The organism is Puia sp. (assembly GCF_035546395.1).
GTDB lineage: Bacteria > Bacteroidota > Bacteroidia > Chitinophagales > Chitinophagaceae > Puia.
Map to the genome: position 1 here is coordinate 559,337 of NZ_DASZXR010000015.1, position 16,693 is coordinate 576,029.

12 protein-coding genes are annotated in these 16,693 nt (G+C 55.4%); 7 read left to right on the forward strand and 5 right to left on the reverse strand.

What is annotated here, in order from left to right:
• Nucleotides 1-6: 6 nt before the first annotated feature.
• Nucleotides 7-576: a hypothetical protein gene (locus VHE34_RS20435; protein ID WP_325591175.1), complete on the reverse strand. Its 570-nt coding sequence runs from the start codon at nucleotides 574-576 to the stop codon at nucleotides 7-9.
• Nucleotides 577-984: 408 nt separating this feature from the next.
• Nucleotides 985-1,389 carry an alternative ribosome rescue aminoacyl-tRNA hydrolase ArfB gene (arfB, locus tag VHE34_RS20440; protein ID WP_325591177.1) on the reverse strand — a complete coding sequence of 135 codons (405 nt, stop codon included), beginning with the start codon at nucleotides 1,387-1,389 and terminating at the stop codon, nucleotides 985-987.
• A gap of 94 nt (nucleotides 1,390-1,483) precedes the next feature.
• Here arfB and VHE34_RS20445 point away from each other — a divergent pair, with 94 nt between their 5' ends.
• Entirely contained in the window at nucleotides 1,484-4,057 is a 2,574-nt protein-coding gene (locus VHE34_RS20445) for a YfhO family protein (protein ID WP_325591179.1), read from the forward strand.
• The gene (dtd, locus tag VHE34_RS20450) at nucleotides 4,003-4,455 is read left to right on the forward strand and encodes a D-aminoacyl-tRNA deacylase (protein ID WP_325591183.1); all 453 of its coding nucleotides are present in this window, start codon (nucleotides 4,003-4,005) and stop codon (nucleotides 4,453-4,455) included. Before VHE34_RS20445 ends, dtd begins: the two co-directional genes overlap by 55 nt.
• A 95-nt stretch (nucleotides 4,456-4,550) precedes the next feature.
• Here dtd and VHE34_RS20455 read toward each other — a convergent pair whose 3' ends face one another.
• Complete coding sequence (locus VHE34_RS20455) at nucleotides 4,551-5,228, reverse strand: response regulator transcription factor (protein ID WP_325591186.1); 678 nt, start codon at nucleotides 5,226-5,228, stop codon at nucleotides 4,551-4,553.
• A 164-nt stretch (nucleotides 5,229-5,392) separates the two neighbouring features.
• Here VHE34_RS20455 and VHE34_RS20460 point away from each other — a divergent pair, with 164 nt between their 5' ends.
• From VHE34_RS20460 to VHE34_RS20470, 3 genes are all read left to right on the forward strand, one after another.
• Nucleotides 5,393-6,112, forward strand: coding sequence for a PhzF family phenazine biosynthesis protein (locus VHE34_RS20460; RefSeq protein WP_325591189.1), 720 nt, complete (start codon nucleotides 5,393-5,395; stop codon nucleotides 6,110-6,112).
• 15 nt (nucleotides 6,113-6,127) lie between these two features.
• A complete protein-coding gene (locus tag VHE34_RS20465) occupies nucleotides 6,128-7,567 on the forward strand; it encodes a glycine--tRNA ligase (RefSeq protein WP_325591192.1) in 1,440 nt (479 codons plus the stop codon).
• A 200-nt stretch (nucleotides 7,568-7,767) separates the two neighbouring features.
• Entirely contained in the window at nucleotides 7,768-8,055 is a 288-nt protein-coding gene (locus VHE34_RS20470) for a hypothetical protein (RefSeq protein WP_325591195.1), read from the forward strand.
• 26 nt (nucleotides 8,056-8,081) lie between these two features.
• On the opposite strand, the gene VHE34_RS20475 is transcribed toward VHE34_RS20470, so the two are convergent.
• Complete coding sequence (locus VHE34_RS20475; protein ID WP_325591197.1) at nucleotides 8,082-8,822, reverse strand: ferredoxin--NADP reductase; 741 nt, start codon at nucleotides 8,820-8,822, stop codon at nucleotides 8,082-8,084.
• Between the two features lie 35 nt (nucleotides 8,823-8,857).
• Nucleotides 8,858-12,718 (reverse strand): S8 family serine peptidase, encoded by a 3,861-nt coding sequence (locus VHE34_RS20480; RefSeq protein WP_325591200.1) that lies wholly within the window; start codon nucleotides 12,716-12,718, stop codon nucleotides 8,858-8,860.
• Between the two features lie 36 nt (nucleotides 12,719-12,754).
• Here VHE34_RS20480 and VHE34_RS20485 point away from each other — a divergent pair, with 36 nt between their 5' ends.
• On the forward strand, nucleotides 12,755-13,189 hold the full coding sequence (locus tag VHE34_RS20485; RefSeq protein ID WP_325591202.1) for a carboxypeptidase-like regulatory domain-containing protein: 435 nt from the start codon (nucleotides 12,755-12,757) through the stop codon (nucleotides 13,187-13,189).
• Between the two features lie 67 nt (nucleotides 13,190-13,256).
• A complete protein-coding gene (gene mfd / locus VHE34_RS20490) occupies nucleotides 13,257-16,691 on the forward strand; it encodes a transcription-repair coupling factor (protein WP_325591205.1) in 3,435 nt (1,144 codons plus the stop codon).
• Nucleotides 16,692-16,693 lie beyond the last annotated feature (2 nt).

Genomic DNA, 16,693 nt, shown 5'->3' on the forward strand with positions numbered 1-16,693 from the left:
GTCTGGTTAAAGCCCGCTGGAACCATTGGGACAGGCCGTCGGACATACGCTGCCTACCTCGAATCCCTGACCGCCGTCCGTTGTCAGCTTTAGCGCCTTGGCCCCGCCCGGAAGAGACGTCCCATTCTGATCGACGAGATGATTGATGATATCGTTGCCCAGGCTGTCGACAGGCACCAGCACCATCCTCAGCTGACCGCCGGGATCCCGCCCAAGATAGATGCGGATCCCCTTCGCCTGACCCTGCTTGGGATTGGCCTGCGCAAGAAGATCGTAAAAGATATCCGCCGGGAATTCCTCCGCGCGATCGAGCTTCAGCGAATCGATCTGCTTGGGATCGATACGCCAGGTGTTCGTGTCCAGCACTGACCGGAAAGCCTTCGTATACTGTATCGCCAGATCGATCGGGATAACGTGATTCCGCAGCGTATCCTGGTTGATGGTGGGCTTCCCTCCATCCCCGCCACCGTCGCCATGATGGGGACCGCAACCGGAAACACCTGAAAGAAATAAACAGCCGGCGGCAATGATAAGCGCGCCCGGGATAAGCCGCAGGGACTTCGGGAACTTGTTCATAAATGGATGTTTTTGATTGAGCAACAATATACTGCTTCCGGCGATAGGCCGTATCAGGTAATACCCCCTGAATAAAATAGGTATAACTACGCACGATCTTTACGTAGCTCTTCGCTAGGGGGTCTGCAAAGGAGGACGGACATTTGTGCTACCTGTCAGATAAGAATGTTGAAATAATTTGCAAACCCCTACCCCCGGTCACCGTCTGATCATATACCATTTGCACCATTAAACACTCGTGAGGTTACCAATAGCAATCCCGTCGGCAGGTCGGGATTTGCTTTTTTTTTTGGTATTCGCCAGTGGGCTCAAGGTAAAACTTAGCCCCTGGCGGATACCCTCTTTTTGTCTGGCCTTCGGCCACTGGGCCCGTGGCCCAGTCTGGAACCCGGCCCTGCCGGGTCCGTATTATTCGTCTCCCCGAAACCGCTTCCGCCCGGCCTTTATCTCGCTCTGCCGCTTCTTCTCACCGATACGCCGCTCCTTTGACGCCTTCGAAGGCTTCGTGGCAATCCGCCGCTTCTCCTTCTTCAACCCCGCCTCGATAAGGGCATGCATCTTCCGGATCACTTCCGCCTTATTCCCCAACTGCGTCCTGTGCGTCTGCGATCGCACCCGCAAATAGCCGTCCGCGTTGATCCGCGAAGCCAGCTTCCGCTCCAGCACCGCCTTTTCATCCTCCGAGAGCAGGGCCGAACCCCGGATCGAAAAATAGCCTTCCACCATGGTCTCTACCTTGTTCACGTTCTGCCCACCCTTGCCGCCGCTCCGGGCCGTCCGGAAAATAATTTCTTTTGTAAGTTCGATCTTCATGTTATTTTACGCCTTCATGGCACGTCGCGGGCCGGTATGGTCCGCGTTTTGCAAATATCCTAATTACCTTGCTTGCCGGCACCCTTCATCATTCATGAAAAAATTCAGTCAGGATCTCTTAAGAAGCGCCATTCCGCACTTCATCGCCATCATCGTGTTCGCCGTGGTGGCGTATGTCTACTGCCGTCCCGCCTTCGAGAATAAGGTCCTGGAGCAGGAAGATGTCCTGCAATGGCAGGCTATGGCTCATAACTCCTTTAAATACAAGGAGAAACACGGGCATTTCCCACTTTGGAGCAACGGCATGTTCAGCGGCATGCCCGCCTACCAGATCGCCATGGACTCCCAGTCGGTCAACATCCCCAACCTGTTCTACGGCCTGCTCACCCTCTTCCTGGTAAAGCCGGCCAGCTTCTTCTTCCTCGCCTGCCTCTGCTTCTATTTCCTGGCCGGAGTGCTCCGGGTAAAGCCCTTTGTCGCCATTATCGGGGCGTTGGCCTACGCCTATGGCACTTACAACGCCGTCATCATCTCCGTCGGTCACGATACAAAGATGCAATCCATCGCCCTCATGCCCGGCGTCATTGGCGCGCTCATTCTCATCTGCGAACGAAAATACTGGTTGGGCATGGTCCTGACCAGTCTCTTCACCGCGCTGATGGTCTCGTTCAACCATATACAGATCGTCTACTATACGATGATCATCGCCGGCGGTCTCCTGCTGGGTTATGGTATCCCCTGGCTTCGCAGGGGCGAAGGCCGGCTGCTGGTCCGCACCCTCCTGCTCGTGCTCGGTGCTTCCCTCATCGGCATCCTGAGTAATGCGGTGAACCTGTTCACTTCTTACGACTCTTCAAAGGAGTCTATCCGCGGCGGCAGCGAGCTGGCCGACGCTAAAAGCAATTACACCAAGGACGGCCTGAGCGAACACGCGGCTTTCGACTTCAGCATGTACAAGACGGAACCCTTCGTCCTTTTCATCCCGGATATCTATGGCGGCAGCAGCGACCTCCAGCTTCCCGCCAACCGGTCTCAAGCCACCCGCGTGTATCAGAAGATGCCCCGCACCCTGGCCGACCAGGTTGGAATGGAAGGCCCCAAATATTATTGGGGCGGGGTGGGGGTGCTCTTTTCCGGACCTCCCTATATCGGCGCCGTGATCATCCTGCTGGCGCTGACAGGCTTCTTCCTCCTCGATAACAGGCACAAATGGTGGATCCTCGCCGTCACCCTCCTCACCATCGTCATGAGCTGGGGCGGCTACTTTCAGGGTTTTAACAGCTTCCTGTTGAAATACCTACCCATGTACAACAAGTTCCGGGCGCCCAGCATGATCCTCGTCGTCCCTTCCTTCCTGCTTTGTGTCATGGCGACCCTCACCCTCCAGCAGCTGGCTGCCGCAGAACATCGGGAACGGCTCTGGCGCCGATACGGTAAAGGGCTGCTGCTCATCGCAGGCATCTTCGGGATACTGATCCTTTTCTATTTCCGGTTCAACTACTCCAGCCCGAACGACGTCGAGCTGATGATAAAGGCCCGCTCCTTTGGTAAGCCGGGAATGAAAATGATGGCGTCCTTCATCGAAGGACTCCAGGCCGACCGCCGGCACCTCTTCGCCGAAAGCATCCTTCGCTCCGGCATCATCGTTCTGATGGCCGCCGGACTCATCGCCATCTATATCCGGAAAAAATTTCCGGCGGCCATTTTCCTGGCCCTTCTCGGCGTTCTCGCGTTTGCCGACCTCATCAGCATCGATCTGAAATACCTCAACGACGACAACTATAAAGAGCGGGAAGCCTATGAACTCAACTTTGCCGGCACCCGGGCAGACAGTACGATCCTCGCTGACAAAGGCTACTACCGGGTCTTCGACATCCGCGACAGCGTCGCGAACGCACTTACCTATGGCGCGATGACCGCCTATTTCCATCAATCCATCGGCGGTTATCACGCGGCAAGACTAAAGATCTATGAAGATCTGATCAACCGGCAGCTGTATAATTATCCCAATTGCTCGCCCGTGCTGGACATGCTGAATGCAAAGTACATCATCCGCGCGGTCCGGGGCGGCGGCGACACCGTTATTCTGAATAAAGACAACCTCGGACCCGTTTGGTTTGCAGACAGCATCCGCTTCGAACCCACAGCGAAGGAAGTAATGGACGATCTCACCTGGTTCGACCCGAAACACGCGGCCATCCTCTTTAGCGCCGACAGCGCAAAGGTCATCCCGCCCGATACCGCAAGAACGAAGACCGATACCGCGATGATCACGCTGGTATCGAATGACAATGACGAGGCCAGCTATCTGGCTCAATCCAATCACCGTCAGTTCGCAGTCTTCAGCGAGGTCTTCTATAAACGGGGCTGGCGGGCCTGGATCGACGACAAGGAAGTCCCGATCATCCGGACCAACTACGTGCTTCGCGGGATTTCTGTTCCGGCCGGCCGCCATGTCATCCGCTTTTTCTTCCGGCCCCTTTCGTACTACCTCGGCCGCCAGATCCAATGGATGGCCTCGATCATCTTCCTGCTGATGGTCGCGGGCGCCATCATCGTCGGTCTCCGCGAGTACCCGTTCCCATTTCGGAAAGTAGTATCTTCCGCCGAAAAATGCGAGCCGTTATCCAGCGCGTATCCCATGCCTCAGTCACCATTGAAGGAATAGTCAGATCCGCCATCGGCAATGGCCTCCTCGTCCTCCTCGGTATCGAAGATGCCGACACCGCCGAAGATATCGAATGGCTCTGCGGCAAACTCGTCAATCTGCGCATATTCAACGACCTTGAAGGGGTGATGAACCTATCGGTCAAGGATACCGGCGGCGAGATCCTGCTCGTAAGCCAGTTCACCCTCCATGCCTCCACAAAGAAAGGCAACCGCCCCTCGTACATCCGGGCCAGTAAACCCGATATCGCGATCCCGCTTTACGAGCAAACCATCCGGACACTCACCGCCCAGCTGGGAAAGCCCATCGGGACCGGCGTATTCGGCGCAGATATGAAAGTGGAATTGTTGAACGACGGACCGGTAACGATCCTGTTCGACACGAAAAATAAAGAGTAGGCCACCTACCGAACCTCGAACAGGGCGGGCCACGGGCCCGCCGGCCGAAGGCCCATCATCAGACAGTTCGAGGGAGGAGCTATTTTCCCCCATAGCTACCGAACCTCGAACTTGTATCCCATGCCGTAAAGGCTCCGGATATAATCCCCACACCCCGCCTGATGCAGCTTCCGCTTCAGGTTCTTCATATGGGAATAAATAAAATCCAGGTTATCATAGCTCATCGCCTGCTCCCCCGAAAGGTGCTCGGCGATCGCATTCTTGGAAATAACCCGGTTCTTGTTGGAAGCGAGGTAAAGCAACAGGTCGTATTCCTTTCGGGTAAGATCGACCGGCTCGTTTCCGACCATTACGGTCTTGCCGATCAAATCAATAGTTAATTCGTTTAAAACCAATGTCTTATTGCCATCGAAACGCCGCCGGCGGATCACCGCCGCTATCCGCGCATTCAACTCCGGCAGGTGGAAGGGCTTGCTCAGGTAATCATCCGCCCCAAGGTTCAGTCCATCGATCTTGTCATCGATGGAGTTCCGGGCCGACAAAATAATGACCCCATCCGTCTTATTGTTGGCTTTCAGTTCTTTCAGCACCGTCAATCCATTCCCATCCGAGAGGGAAATGTCCAGCAGGATACAATCGTAATCGAATAATTCTATCTTTTCCAGTGCCGTACGACAATCGGGCGCCAGCTCGCAAAGATAATTCTCCCCCTTCAGATAGGTCGCCATGCTCTGAGCGAGATCGATCTCGTCTTCGACGATCAGGATTTTCATGGGCGAAAATAAAGAAGAGATTCTGTAGGGATACTGGAATTGTATATTTGCCGGACGGGCGACACGCCCGGCGGCCGAAGGCCCGACGTTAGCGGTAAGCCGCGTTGGGCTACTTTTGAGCAAAGCCCATAAGCGCGATAATTATGCATATATATCAAGTTGAGATGGTTGCAACCGAACTCATCCGAAGGTATCCAACCGCCGTCATTCCCCTCACCGAATGGCTCCCCGACCCGGAACTGCAGGGTATCGCCATGGAAAACAACCTCCCCGAGACCGCGTTCTTCATTCCAGAAGATAACGCGTACAGTATCCGCTGGTTTTCCCCTATTGCGGAAATATTTCTTTGCGGCTATGCCACCCTGGCCGCCGGTCATGTTCTCTTCCATCATCTCGGCCATCAGAAGGACCGCGTCCTCTTCCATACGCGCCGCGCCGGCGACCTCGAGGTCATCAAAAGCGAGACACCCGGAACCCTGACCCTCCAGGGCCGCGTATCCATCAGCGGAAACGTCCATACCCTGCAGGAGGGAACCCTCACCCAACCGCCGGCTTCCATCACCCTTCGCGAAGCTCAAAAAAATATCGATGATTGGATCCGCACCACCGGTGTCCGCTACTTCAGCGAACTGACCAATATGGCGATCCTCACCGAAGAGGTCGGCGAAGTGGCCCGGTTGATGAGCCGCCTGTATGGAGACCAGTCCTTCAAGGAATCCGACAAAGACAAACAGCTCGCCGACGAGCTGGCCGATGTCCTGTGGGTACTTTGCTGCATCGCCAACCAGACCGGTGTCGATCTCACCACCGCCCTGCAAAATAACTTCATTAAGAAGAACGTCCGCGATAGCCAGCGGCACAAAGCCAACGAAAAACTAATTTAGTCTATATTTGCCGGCATGGCGAACGACACGAACAGGTTTCAGGCGATCATTTCGCATTGCAAAGAATACGGCTTTATTTTCCCATCCAGCGAGATCTATGACGGCCTCAGCGCTGTTTACGACTACGGTCAATGGGGTAGCGAACTGAAAAAGAACATCAAGGACCACTGGTGGAAAAGCATGACCCAGCTGAACGAAAATATCGTCGGTATCGACGCCGCCATCTTCATGCACCCAACCACCTGGAAGGCCAGCGGCCATGTGGACAACTTCAGCGACCCGATGATCGACAATAAGGACAGCAAAAAACGCTACCGCGTCGACCATCTTATCGAAGGCCGCATCGAAGAGCTGGAAAAAGAAGGCAAAAAGACCGATGCCGATGCCCTGCAGGCAGAGATGGACCGGCTCCTGGCCGCCAGCGACTTTGCCGGCCTCAAACAGCTCATCGAGACCCAGAAGATAAAATGCGGCGTCAGCGGAACGGCCAATTGGACCGAGGTGCGTCAGTTCAACCTCATGTTCTCCACGCAACTCGGCAGCGTATCCGAAGACGCCAACGAGATCTATCTCCGGCCCGAGACCGCACAGGGGATTTTCGTCAACTTCCTCAACGTGCAGAAGACGGGCAGGATGAAGATCCCCTTCGGCATCGCCCAGATCGGCAAGGCCTTCCGCAACGAGATCGTCGCCCGGCAGTTCATCTTCCGTATGCGCGAGTTCGAGCAAATGGAAATGCAATTCTTCATCCGTCCCGGCACGCAAAAGGAATGGTATGAGTACTGGAAGGATGCGCGCATGAAATGGCATCTCGGTCTGGGCATCCCCGCCGCAAAATATCGCTTCCATGACCATGTCAAGTTGGCCCACTACGCCGACGCCGCCTGCGATATTGAATATGATTTCCCCATCGGCTTCAAAGAGGTGGAGGGTATCCATTCCCGTACGGATTTCGATCTGAAGAATCACCAGGAATACAGCAAAAAGAAGATCCAGTACTTCGATCCCGAGATCAACCAAAACTATATCCCTTACGTCATCGAGACCTCCATCGGCCTCGACCGCACCGTCCTCATGGTCCTCAGCGAAGCCTATGCGGAGGAAGACCTGAGCACCCCTGAAAAGCCCGATTCCCGCGTGGTCCTGCGATTCCCGCCCCGCCTCGCCCCCATCAAGCTGGCCGTACTCCCGCTCACCAAAAAGGACGGCCTGCCCGAAATAGCCCGGGAGATCATGGATAAGTGTAAACCCCAGTTCAGATGCTTTTACGAAGAGAAGGATGCTATCGGTAAGCGGTATCGCCGCATGGACGCCATCGGTACTCCCTTTTGTGTTACGGTCGACCACCAATCGAAGGAAGACCAGACCGTGACTATCCGCTACCGGGACACCATGCAGCAGACACGGATTCCCATATCCGAGGTTGCCGCCATTGTTAATCAACATCTGGTGTGAAAAAATAAAAAAATATTGAGACCGGTTTGTTGAAATAATCCATTTTTTTGTTGCTATATTTGTTTGGTGGTAAGGGTCTTAGCCGCTTACCATTATCCCCTGAAGAGCATGTCGTTCACCCCTTAATGATGATCCTGACGGAATAGCCTGAAGGAAGTGCCGGTCTTTGTATCTTTAGAATTTTAAACTTTTTAAGTACAATGTCATTTACATTAGAACCTATCATCAATCCAATCGTCGTTGTCCTGGCGGTTGTTGGTGGCGCGCTGGCAGGTTTTGTGCTCGGAAAGGGGAAATTGTTGAAAGCTCGATCGGCAATTCGCAGACTCGAAAGCGACCTGGTGCTGAGCAATGCGGAAACACTGGAAGCACAAAAAGCCCTGGTCGCACTCGAAGCCCACGTTCAGGAGCAACAGGCCATCCCGGTGATCCCCATGAAAATTTCCGGCAAAAAAGACAACGGCTCCATAGAAAAGGCCTCCAAGTAATTCTTTAGGGAAGTCGCCCCGATTATTTAGCCATATAACTCTTGGTGTATCGACTTCCGGTCGTAACCAAGCGCCTGTATACGCTGCTTGGCCTCATCGATCATATTCTTCCATCCACAGAGAAAGAAATTGGCGGGCCGCAAGCTCCCATTGGCCCGGCACAGCTCCTCATAAATAGCATGCACATACCCCGTCCGTAACAACGGATTGGCAGCATCGGCCTTCTCCCGCGAGAAGGTGGGGATATAATGGAAAGCAGGGATCTTTTCCGCCAGATCGGTTAATTCCTGACGGTACAGGCAATCCTCGAAATGCCGGCAGCCAAAGATCAGGTAAATATCGCGGTGTGGGATATTACAGTTGAGGATATGATGGCTCATGCTTCGGAATGGCGCGATCCCGGTACCGGTACAGATAAAGAAGAGATCCTTGTCGATCGGCTCCGGTAACGTGAACACCCCCTGCGGCCCCCGCAGCGTCAGCTCGCTCCCAACCGTTACCTCATTGAAGAGATAGTTGGTGCCTGCTCCTCCCTCCAGTAACACGATCACCAGCTCGATCACATTTGTGCCGTTCGGCCAGGAGGCGATCGAATAACTACGGACACGCTTGTTGATCTTTTCGTGGATCGGCAGGTCCAGCGTCACGAATTGCCCCGGCTTGAAGTCGAACGAATCCATCGCCGGGATCTGGATATAGAACCTTCTGGTCTGTGACGCCTCCTGCTCGATACGGATGACGGTACCGGTTTGCCAGGGTTGCGGCATGATTAAATCCTCCTTACGCTAATATATTCCTTTTTTTAATGATGCACCACCAATTTCTGTTTGTACACCGTATTGCCATGAACGATCTGTAGCGTATACATACCCGATGCCAGGTAGCCTGCACTGATCTCTCCGGAGAACTGGCCCTGGAAGCCCGGCAGCTGTTTCTCATACACCCGTTGCCCCACCATGTCTACTATCTGGATCGTCGTGTTGGCGGCATCCGGCATATAAAACGCAAGCTGGAACTGACCGGTATTGTAGTTCTCCATCCGCAACCCGATCCGGCTGTTTGCATCCCCGGTTGTCGGCGTATAAACGATGCTATTGGACTTCAGCACGCAACCGGTCGTCTCGTCGTTCGTGATCACATAGTAGACGCCCGGATATTTGGGCTGTATCTGTTGCGCGGTTGAATCCACCAGCAGGCTGTCATTCAGATACCATTGATTGTTGTCGGTGGCGCTGCTGACCAGCTTGTTGCCGCTCTGCGTGATCGTCGTCGAAGGCTGCGTGCCCGCCGTCACCGCCGTTCGCGGCCCCGGGCATCCCGGCAGACGAATGCCGATATTGTAGAAAGGATAATAGAATTTATGCGAGAAACTGACGCTGTCTGCCTTGCCGATGTCCCGGAAATCATTACCCGTCACTGAGAAGATACCCGGCAATGTGATCGGGTAGGGGTCCTTGCTGATATTCGCATTCAGGAAGGCCGTCGCATAATTGAGACAGTCGAAGATGATGATATAGTTGCCCGGGGTCGGCACGGGAATGTTCAACAGATAGGTAGCCCCCGTATCGGTGTTGTCTCCCGCCGGTACGTTCACTTGCGCCGCCGTATCAGGCTTCGCCGCCGTCGCATAGACATCGATAGTCGTATTGTACATCGGGAAATAGGAGTATTCACCCGTGGTGTTATTGAAGCTGGCCAGTTGTGCCAGCGTAAAGCTCATCTGACCGGAATGCCCGATATACATCTTTGCACTTTCGATGGTCAGCGGCACCTGCGTCGTGAACATGACGAAATTGCCGCCAAACCGGAAATAGGCGCCCCCCTGGTTGGCGCTCGTGCTCGGGAGTGCCAGCTTGTTGGCGACCCCGGCCTTGGCCTTGAGGTCGTTCAGTGCAACATAATAGGTCTTGTTGCTCGTGATAACCGTGGAGCTGCTGTTGGTGCCGGCCCCGATCGGCGTGGAAGAGGTCGGGTTTTCATACCAGACGGCCACATCATCCCCCGTAGTCGTGGCATGCAGCACTACCGAGGTCGCATTGTCTCCGCAAAGCGTGGCCGCCGCATTGGGAACCGCGCCGGCTGCCGTGCCCGTCGTGATGGAAGCCGTATCGGCGTCATTTGCCGGGTTGGGATCGGCGCCAAGCCCCGTTTTGCTGATGAAGGTATAGCTGCTGCCCGCCGTGGTGGCGATCGGCGTATTGTAAGTGAAGACGACCTCCGCGCCCGCCGGGATGCTGTCCATGCAAGTCGCACTGAGGGTGACGATCGGTGTTCCCCCTTTGCTGACGACCGTGGTCACCGGTATTCCCTTGCTCTGAAAGGCCGTGCCGTAATTATGAATGCGGATAGACACCAGTTGCGAATCATTGGCGCAGCTGGTCAGTGTCGGATATTCCAGCGATCGCACCCCGACATCATTCGCGGGATGGGCAAAAGCGACCCGGTAATCCTGGGTCTCGCCGGCAACATTCGGCCCGCAGGCCGTGATCGTGGAAGGATCGTTCGTCGCCGCGACGACGACCCGCATCAGGGCATAATTGCCTACCGTGACCGCGGTCGGAACCGCAATGGTCGCGGCAATGGCGCTCCCCGTCGAGGTCCCGCTGGCCACCTGCTCCCCGGCAGAAAAAGTTCCGTCCCCGTTAAAGTCAATCCACGCTACGATCGACCGGGTCGGCGTCGAGCCGTCACAGCTGCTGTTGGCAAAGCTGGCAGCAACGGAAGAACCTACCGGCAGCGGGAAAGCGGTGTCTGCCGTATGGTCCGTGTATTTACGGCCGCAGGCTGCCGCCGCCGTCGAAATGCTGACGCCGTTGACGGTAACCTCGTCGATGGTGGGACCGGTCCCGGCCGAGTTGGCCGCACAGGCTGCCGTACCGCCGCCGCCGCTGATCAGTAGCGAATAGGCCTGCTGCCCGCGTTGCAACGTACCCTTATGCGTTACGTTGATGGTGTAGCTCCTGCCGGGAACCAGGGTGTCACCCAGCTCGACCTTTTCGACGTTGTCCCGGATATTATCCATCTTCTTTGCCGCCGCACCGGGCTTGGTGCGATCCAGCGTCCAAGGGAAAAAGACCTTGCCGGTCGTGTTATCGACGATCCGCAGATCGAGGTCATTGATGAGCTTGCGGCCCGTGTCGATATAGTTATGCATGCTGGCCGTGACATTCACCGGTATGCCGGGAGGATCGGTCCAGCAAAGCGTAGCCACCACCGGTGACTTTCCGGAGGCCGTTATGCTATAGCTCGCCGAAGCGGTCGTTCCGTTCAGGGTCGCTTCGATCACCTGCTGACTGTGATCGGTATTGTCCGAAGTGATGACGGAGGCGGCCCGATTCATATTGATAAGCCCCCAGCCGAATGCATAGTCCGGTCCCGGCGCAGGACCAGCCTCGTCGGCGGTGTGTATCAGCAGACCCTTCAGCGTCGCGCTCCGCATAAATGTACCCCCATGCAGCTTTTGGTAATATTCCTGCAGCAGGAACGACGACCCGGCCGAGGCCGGCGTCGACATCGAAGTGCCGCTATAGATATCGTAGGCATTGTCGGCCGTACTGATCGAGGACAGGACATTCACCCCGTCGGCAACCACGTCGGGCTTGATCCGGCCGTCACCCGCAGGACCGAGACTGCTGAAATCGGCGAGCACGACATCCGAAGGTTTGGTGTAACCGCCGGGAATGGGACTGACTGCCCCCAGCGTCAGGATATTCTTCGAGTTCCCATAGGTGGCGATGGTATTGTAGCCGGAGTTATCGCTGATCCCCGCCGGCCGGTTTCCCGAATTGACAAAGGTCCCGGAGGAGTTCATCCGCCAATAAGGCTTCCCCACATCCGGTCCGGTCTCACCGCGGTTATTCCCGCCCGCCTTCGCGATCAGGTAAAACGGGGCATTGTAAGCAATGGAATCCCAGATCTGCGCATCCTGGTCATAGAGCCCGAATTTATTATCGACCGTGTCGCCTGGCGCACCCCAGAACTCCCAGCGGTTCTGGGAGTCATCAAAATACCACCCGGCGATATCGGCGTAGCTGTGGCTCGACACCAGCAGGCCTTTCCCCGCCGCCGTCGCCATCTCCGACTCATCGTTATCGAAATCATAGCAGTTCAACAGCTGCGCACCGTAGGACATCCCCCTGGCAAACGGGTTTACCCCCGCCGCGATCATGGTGCCGGAAACGTGCGTGGAATGGTCGCTCAGTGTGGTCGATCCATCGGCCTGGGTCACCCTTCCCACCAACTCCACATGGGTCGGCCGCACCAGGCCTTCGTCCCAAACCGCGATCTTACCCTTCATATTGGCGCTGCTTCCGCTTAAATTCAAACCCGTGCTCCCTCCGGCCCAAAGCGTGTTGGTCTGGATCGTGGCGGCGGATATAATATTTTCGGTAGTTGTGACGTAATAGGGAAGACCCCGGCTATCGATCCCCCGCAAATAGGCAAGCCGCCCCTTCTTATTGCGCATGGTCAGCGGCCAACCCTTTTCAAGCGCCGTCTGCGTCAATATCTTTTGTAAGGCAAGGTGTTGACTGGCAAGCTGTTGGCTGGATTTTTGCAAGGCTGCCTGGTTGGTCGTTACCTGGGCTTGAACAGCAGTTCCGGATAATACGAATAGGAGTAGGAGGGCGGATAGATAGTAGGACGGGATCCTGCTTTTATTCATAATATTTTTTTAAATCTTTCTAAAATTACAGTTTTTATGGACTTTCAAGCGCTTATTATGATCAGCTGCCTGGCCTTCGTCCTGCAGGTCCAGGGTATCGAAGGCATCGCCCGCCGCCCCTCCGGTAATCATATGCCTTCTCCCAAAATTCACCGCGCCCTACCCGCTGGCGCTAAAACCACCATCTGCGTCTTTTCTCTCACAAACCTCAGCCAGGTCAAAAAAGTAGACGACGCCGGCCGCTTCTCAGCCGTACAAACCCGGCTCGTCCGGCAACTCGACACCGACGACTCGGGCCGCTTTCGCATCGAGCTGCCACCCGGGACCTACTCTGTCTTCACTAAGAAAGGCAATGTTTTCTACGCCACCCGCCGGGATGAGAAAAACAACATCGCGCCTGTAGAAGTGCTACCCGGGAAGATGACCCGGGTGGAATGCAGTGTAGAATCCAGTCATGCGGCCGTGTATTGAGTACAATTAAAGATTTACGGCAAATTTTAATGTTCGGTTGCCCGAACCTCGTAACTTTGCGTCCCGAATGAACAATGAGGCTCTTATTGGATCATTTTTACATTCACCCCGCCTTTTTCAATTGGCGGACAAGATCCTTTTGTCCACCCCGCAACGGGTGGCCTGCAAAAACCTCCAGGGCAGCTCCCCCGCCTTCCTCATCAGCGCTGTTTTTCAACACGAAAGCACCAGCCAGCTCAACCACCTGATCGTCTGCGAAGACAGCGAGTCCGCAGCCTATCTCCACAATACCCTCGAAAGCCTTACCGCCGCCCTCGACCTGTTCTACTTCCCCTCTTCCTTTAAGAATAAGAAGAACTACCGCCTCCTCAACAGCAGCCACGTCATGCTCCGGACCGAGGCATTGACCCGCCTGTCGGCCGCCATCGCCAACCCCGCCCGGGACGCGGCAAAAAAGCTGATCGTCACCTACCCCGAGGCCCTCTTCGAAAAGGTAGTGCTGCCCTCGGCCCTCTCGGGAAACATCATTTCCCTCAAATCCGGCGATACCCTCGACCTTAACGGCCTGCTGGGAAAACTGGTCGATAAAGGATTCGAACGCACCGACTTTGTCTATGAACCCGGACAGTTCGCGCTTCGCGGCGGCATTCTCGATATCTACTCCTTTGGAAATGAGAAACCTTACCGCGTCGAACTCTTTGGCAATGACGTCGATTCCATCCGCATCTTCGACCCGGAGACCCAGCTCTCCGAACGCAAGCTGCTCCAGGTGAATATCATCCCCAATGTCGAGAACCGGCCCGACACCGGCGAAAAGATCTCCCTGCTCGAGTTCCTGCCCGACAATACCGTTATCTGGATGCAGGACTGGGCCTTTACCCGCGATCGGTTGACGATACAGGAAGAAGATCTGGGCCTCTTCCTGGAACTGCCCCGTCCCGCACCGGCGGCAAAGAACATCGAAGACGAGGATAAGATGGAAAAGACCGACGTGACGGTCGGCGATTTCGTCACGGCCGCCGAAGTGGAGACCCAGCTCCGGCGCTTCCATCTCGTCGAGTTCGGACCATCGGCCGGCTCGCCGCTCGATAACCCCTTTGTCATCGAATTCCACACCCGGCCACAACCATCCTTCAACCGCCAGTTCGATCTCCTGATCCGGGACCTCAAAACCCTCGAAGCTAAAAAATTCACCCTCTTTCTCTTTGCCGAGAATCCAAGACAGCTCGAACGTCTCCACACTATCTTCGAAGACCTCAAGGCCGAGATCCCCTTCACGCCCATCGCCCATAGCATACACGAAGGATTCATCGACGAAGATCTGAAGATAGCCTGCTTCACCGACCACCAGATCTTCCAACGCTACCATAAATACAAGGTCAAACAGGCGTACAACAAGAACAAGGCGATCACCCTCCGCACTCTCCGGGAACTACAGCCCGGCGACTACGTCACCCATATCGATCATGGGGTAGGGGTCTACAGCGGCTTGCAAAAGATAGAGGCCAACGGCCGTCTGCAGGAGGCCGTGCGGATCATCTATAAGGATAGCGACATCCTCTATGTCAACATCAACTCCCTGCATAAGATATCGAAATATACAGGGAAAGAAGGGACTGTGCCGAAAGTCAACAAGTTGGGCAGCGATGCCTGGCAGAAGCTAAAGGAAAAGACGAAGACAAAGGTCAAGGAGATCGCATTCGACCTGATAAAGCTCTACGCGCAACGAAAAGCCGAAAAAGGTTTTCAACACAGCCCGGACAACTACATGCAAACCGAGCTGGAAGCTTCGTTTATCTATGAGGACACCCCCGATCAAAGCAAGGCGACCGCCGATGTCAAAAAAGATATGGAACAGCCCTCGCCCATGGATCGCCTCGTCTGCGGCGATGTCGGATTCGGAAAGACCGAGGTAGCGATCCGGGCGGCTTTCAAGACCTGTCTCGACGGCAAACAGGCCGCCATCCTCGTTCCGACGACGATCCTGGCCTTCCAGCACTATAAGACATTCGGTGACCGGCTGAAGGATTTCCCCGTCAAGGTGGATTTTATCAACCGGTTCAAGTCGTCAAAGGAAAAGAAAGAGACTTTAAAGGACCTCGAGGCCGGCAAGATCGACATCATCATCGGCACCCACGCCATTCTGGGAAAAGAGGTAAAATTCAAGGATCTCGGGCTCCTCGTCATCGACGAGGAACAGAAATTCGGCGTCGCACATAAGGAGAAGATAAAGACCCTCCGCACGCATGTGGACTGCCTTACCCTCACCGCTACGCCGATCCCGCGGACCCTCCAGTTCAGTCTCATGGGCGCCCGCGACCTCAGCATCATCAATACTCCGCCGCCCAACCGGCAGCCCATCCAGACCGAGCTTCACGGCTACAACGAGGATTTCATCCGCGACGCGATATATTATGAGACGGAACGCGGCGGCCAGGTATTCTTTATACACAACCGCGTACAGGGGCTGGCGGAAATGACCGCGATGATCCAGGGCCTCTGCCCCGACCTCAGCATCGGCTATGCCCACGGCCAGATGGAAGGCAATGAACTGGAGGACCGCATCCTCAGCTTTATAGACCGGAAATATGACGTCCTCGTATGCACGAATATCGTGGAGAGCGGCGTGGACATCCCCAATGTCAACACCATCGTCGTCAACAACGCCCATCATTTCGGGCTCAGCGACCTCCACCAGCTGCGCGGCAGGGTAGGACGCAGCAACAAAAAAGCATTCTGTTATCTGCTGGCTCCTTCCCTGGCAACCCTCCCCGACGACTCCCGCAAGCGGCTCCAGACCCTCGAGCAGCACAGCGATCTCGGCAGCGGATTCCAGATCGCCATGCGTGACCTCGATATCCGCGGCGCCGGCAATATGCTGGGCGGCGAACAAAGCGGCTTCATGGTGGACATCGGTTTCGAGACCTATCAGAAGATCCTCGACGAGGCCATCAAGGAATTGAAGCGGACGGAATTCCGCGATCTCTTCAGGGAAGAGATCTCCAAACAGGAAGACTACGTCCAGGACTGCACCATCGATACCGATCTGGAGATCCTCATCCCCGACAGTTATGTGGAAAGTATTACTGAAAGGCTGTCCCTGTACACCCGCCTCGACAATTGCGATAATGAGGACCAACTGCAGCAATTCCACACCGAGCTGATCGATCGGTTCGGTCCGATCCCTCCGCAGGTCGAAGACCTGTTCGATACCGTTCGCATCCGGAAACTGTCCGTAAACCTGGGCTTCGAAAAGCTGATCCTCAAGGAGGATACGATGCGCTGCTATTTCATCGACCGGCCCGATTCCCCCTACTTCGAGTCCGACACCTTCCATCTTATCCTCGAATACCTGCAAAAGCACACCAACAAGGCCCGGCTCAAACAGGCCGGGAAACACTTCCTGCTCGTGGTCGACCACATCCGGTCCATGGCCGATCTTCTCGACTTCCTCCGGCGGATGAGCAAATTTGTCCTCGCTTCCCCGGCGGTGAGCCGCTAAAA

Coding starts and splice junctions, on each gene's coding strand:
- VHE34_RS20435 (WP_325591175.1), bottom strand. CDS start 576: ATGAACAAGTTCCCGAAGTCCCTGCGGCTTATCCCGGGCGCGCTTATC.
- arfB (WP_325591177.1), bottom strand. CDS start 1,389: ATGAAGATCGAACTTACAAAAGAAATTATTTTCCGGACGGCCCGGAGC.
- VHE34_RS20445 (WP_325591179.1), top strand. CDS start 1,484: ATGAAAAAATTCAGTCAGGATCTCTTAAGAAGCGCCATTCCGCACTTC.
- dtd (WP_325591183.1), top strand. CDS start 4,003: ATGCGAGCCGTTATCCAGCGCGTATCCCATGCCTCAGTCACCATTGAA.
- VHE34_RS20455 (WP_325591186.1), bottom strand. CDS start 5,228: ATGAAAATCCTGATCGTCGAAGACGAGATCGATCTCGCTCAGAGCATG.
- VHE34_RS20460 (WP_325591189.1), top strand. CDS start 5,393: ATGGTTGCAACCGAACTCATCCGAAGGTATCCAACCGCCGTCATTCCC.
- VHE34_RS20465 (WP_325591192.1), top strand. CDS start 6,128: ATGGCGAACGACACGAACAGGTTTCAGGCGATCATTTCGCATTGCAAA.
- VHE34_RS20470 (WP_325591195.1), top strand. CDS start 7,768: ATGTCATTTACATTAGAACCTATCATCAATCCAATCGTCGTTGTCCTG.
- VHE34_RS20475 (WP_325591197.1), bottom strand. CDS start 8,822: ATGCCGCAACCCTGGCAAACCGGTACCGTCATCCGTATCGAGCAGGAG.
- VHE34_RS20480 (WP_325591200.1), bottom strand. CDS start 12,718: ATGAATAAAAGCAGGATCCCGTCCTACTATCTATCCGCCCTCCTACTC.
- VHE34_RS20485 (WP_325591202.1), top strand. CDS start 12,755: ATGGACTTTCAAGCGCTTATTATGATCAGCTGCCTGGCCTTCGTCCTG.
- mfd (WP_325591205.1), top strand. CDS start 13,257: ATGAACAATGAGGCTCTTATTGGATCATTTTTACATTCACCCCGCCTT.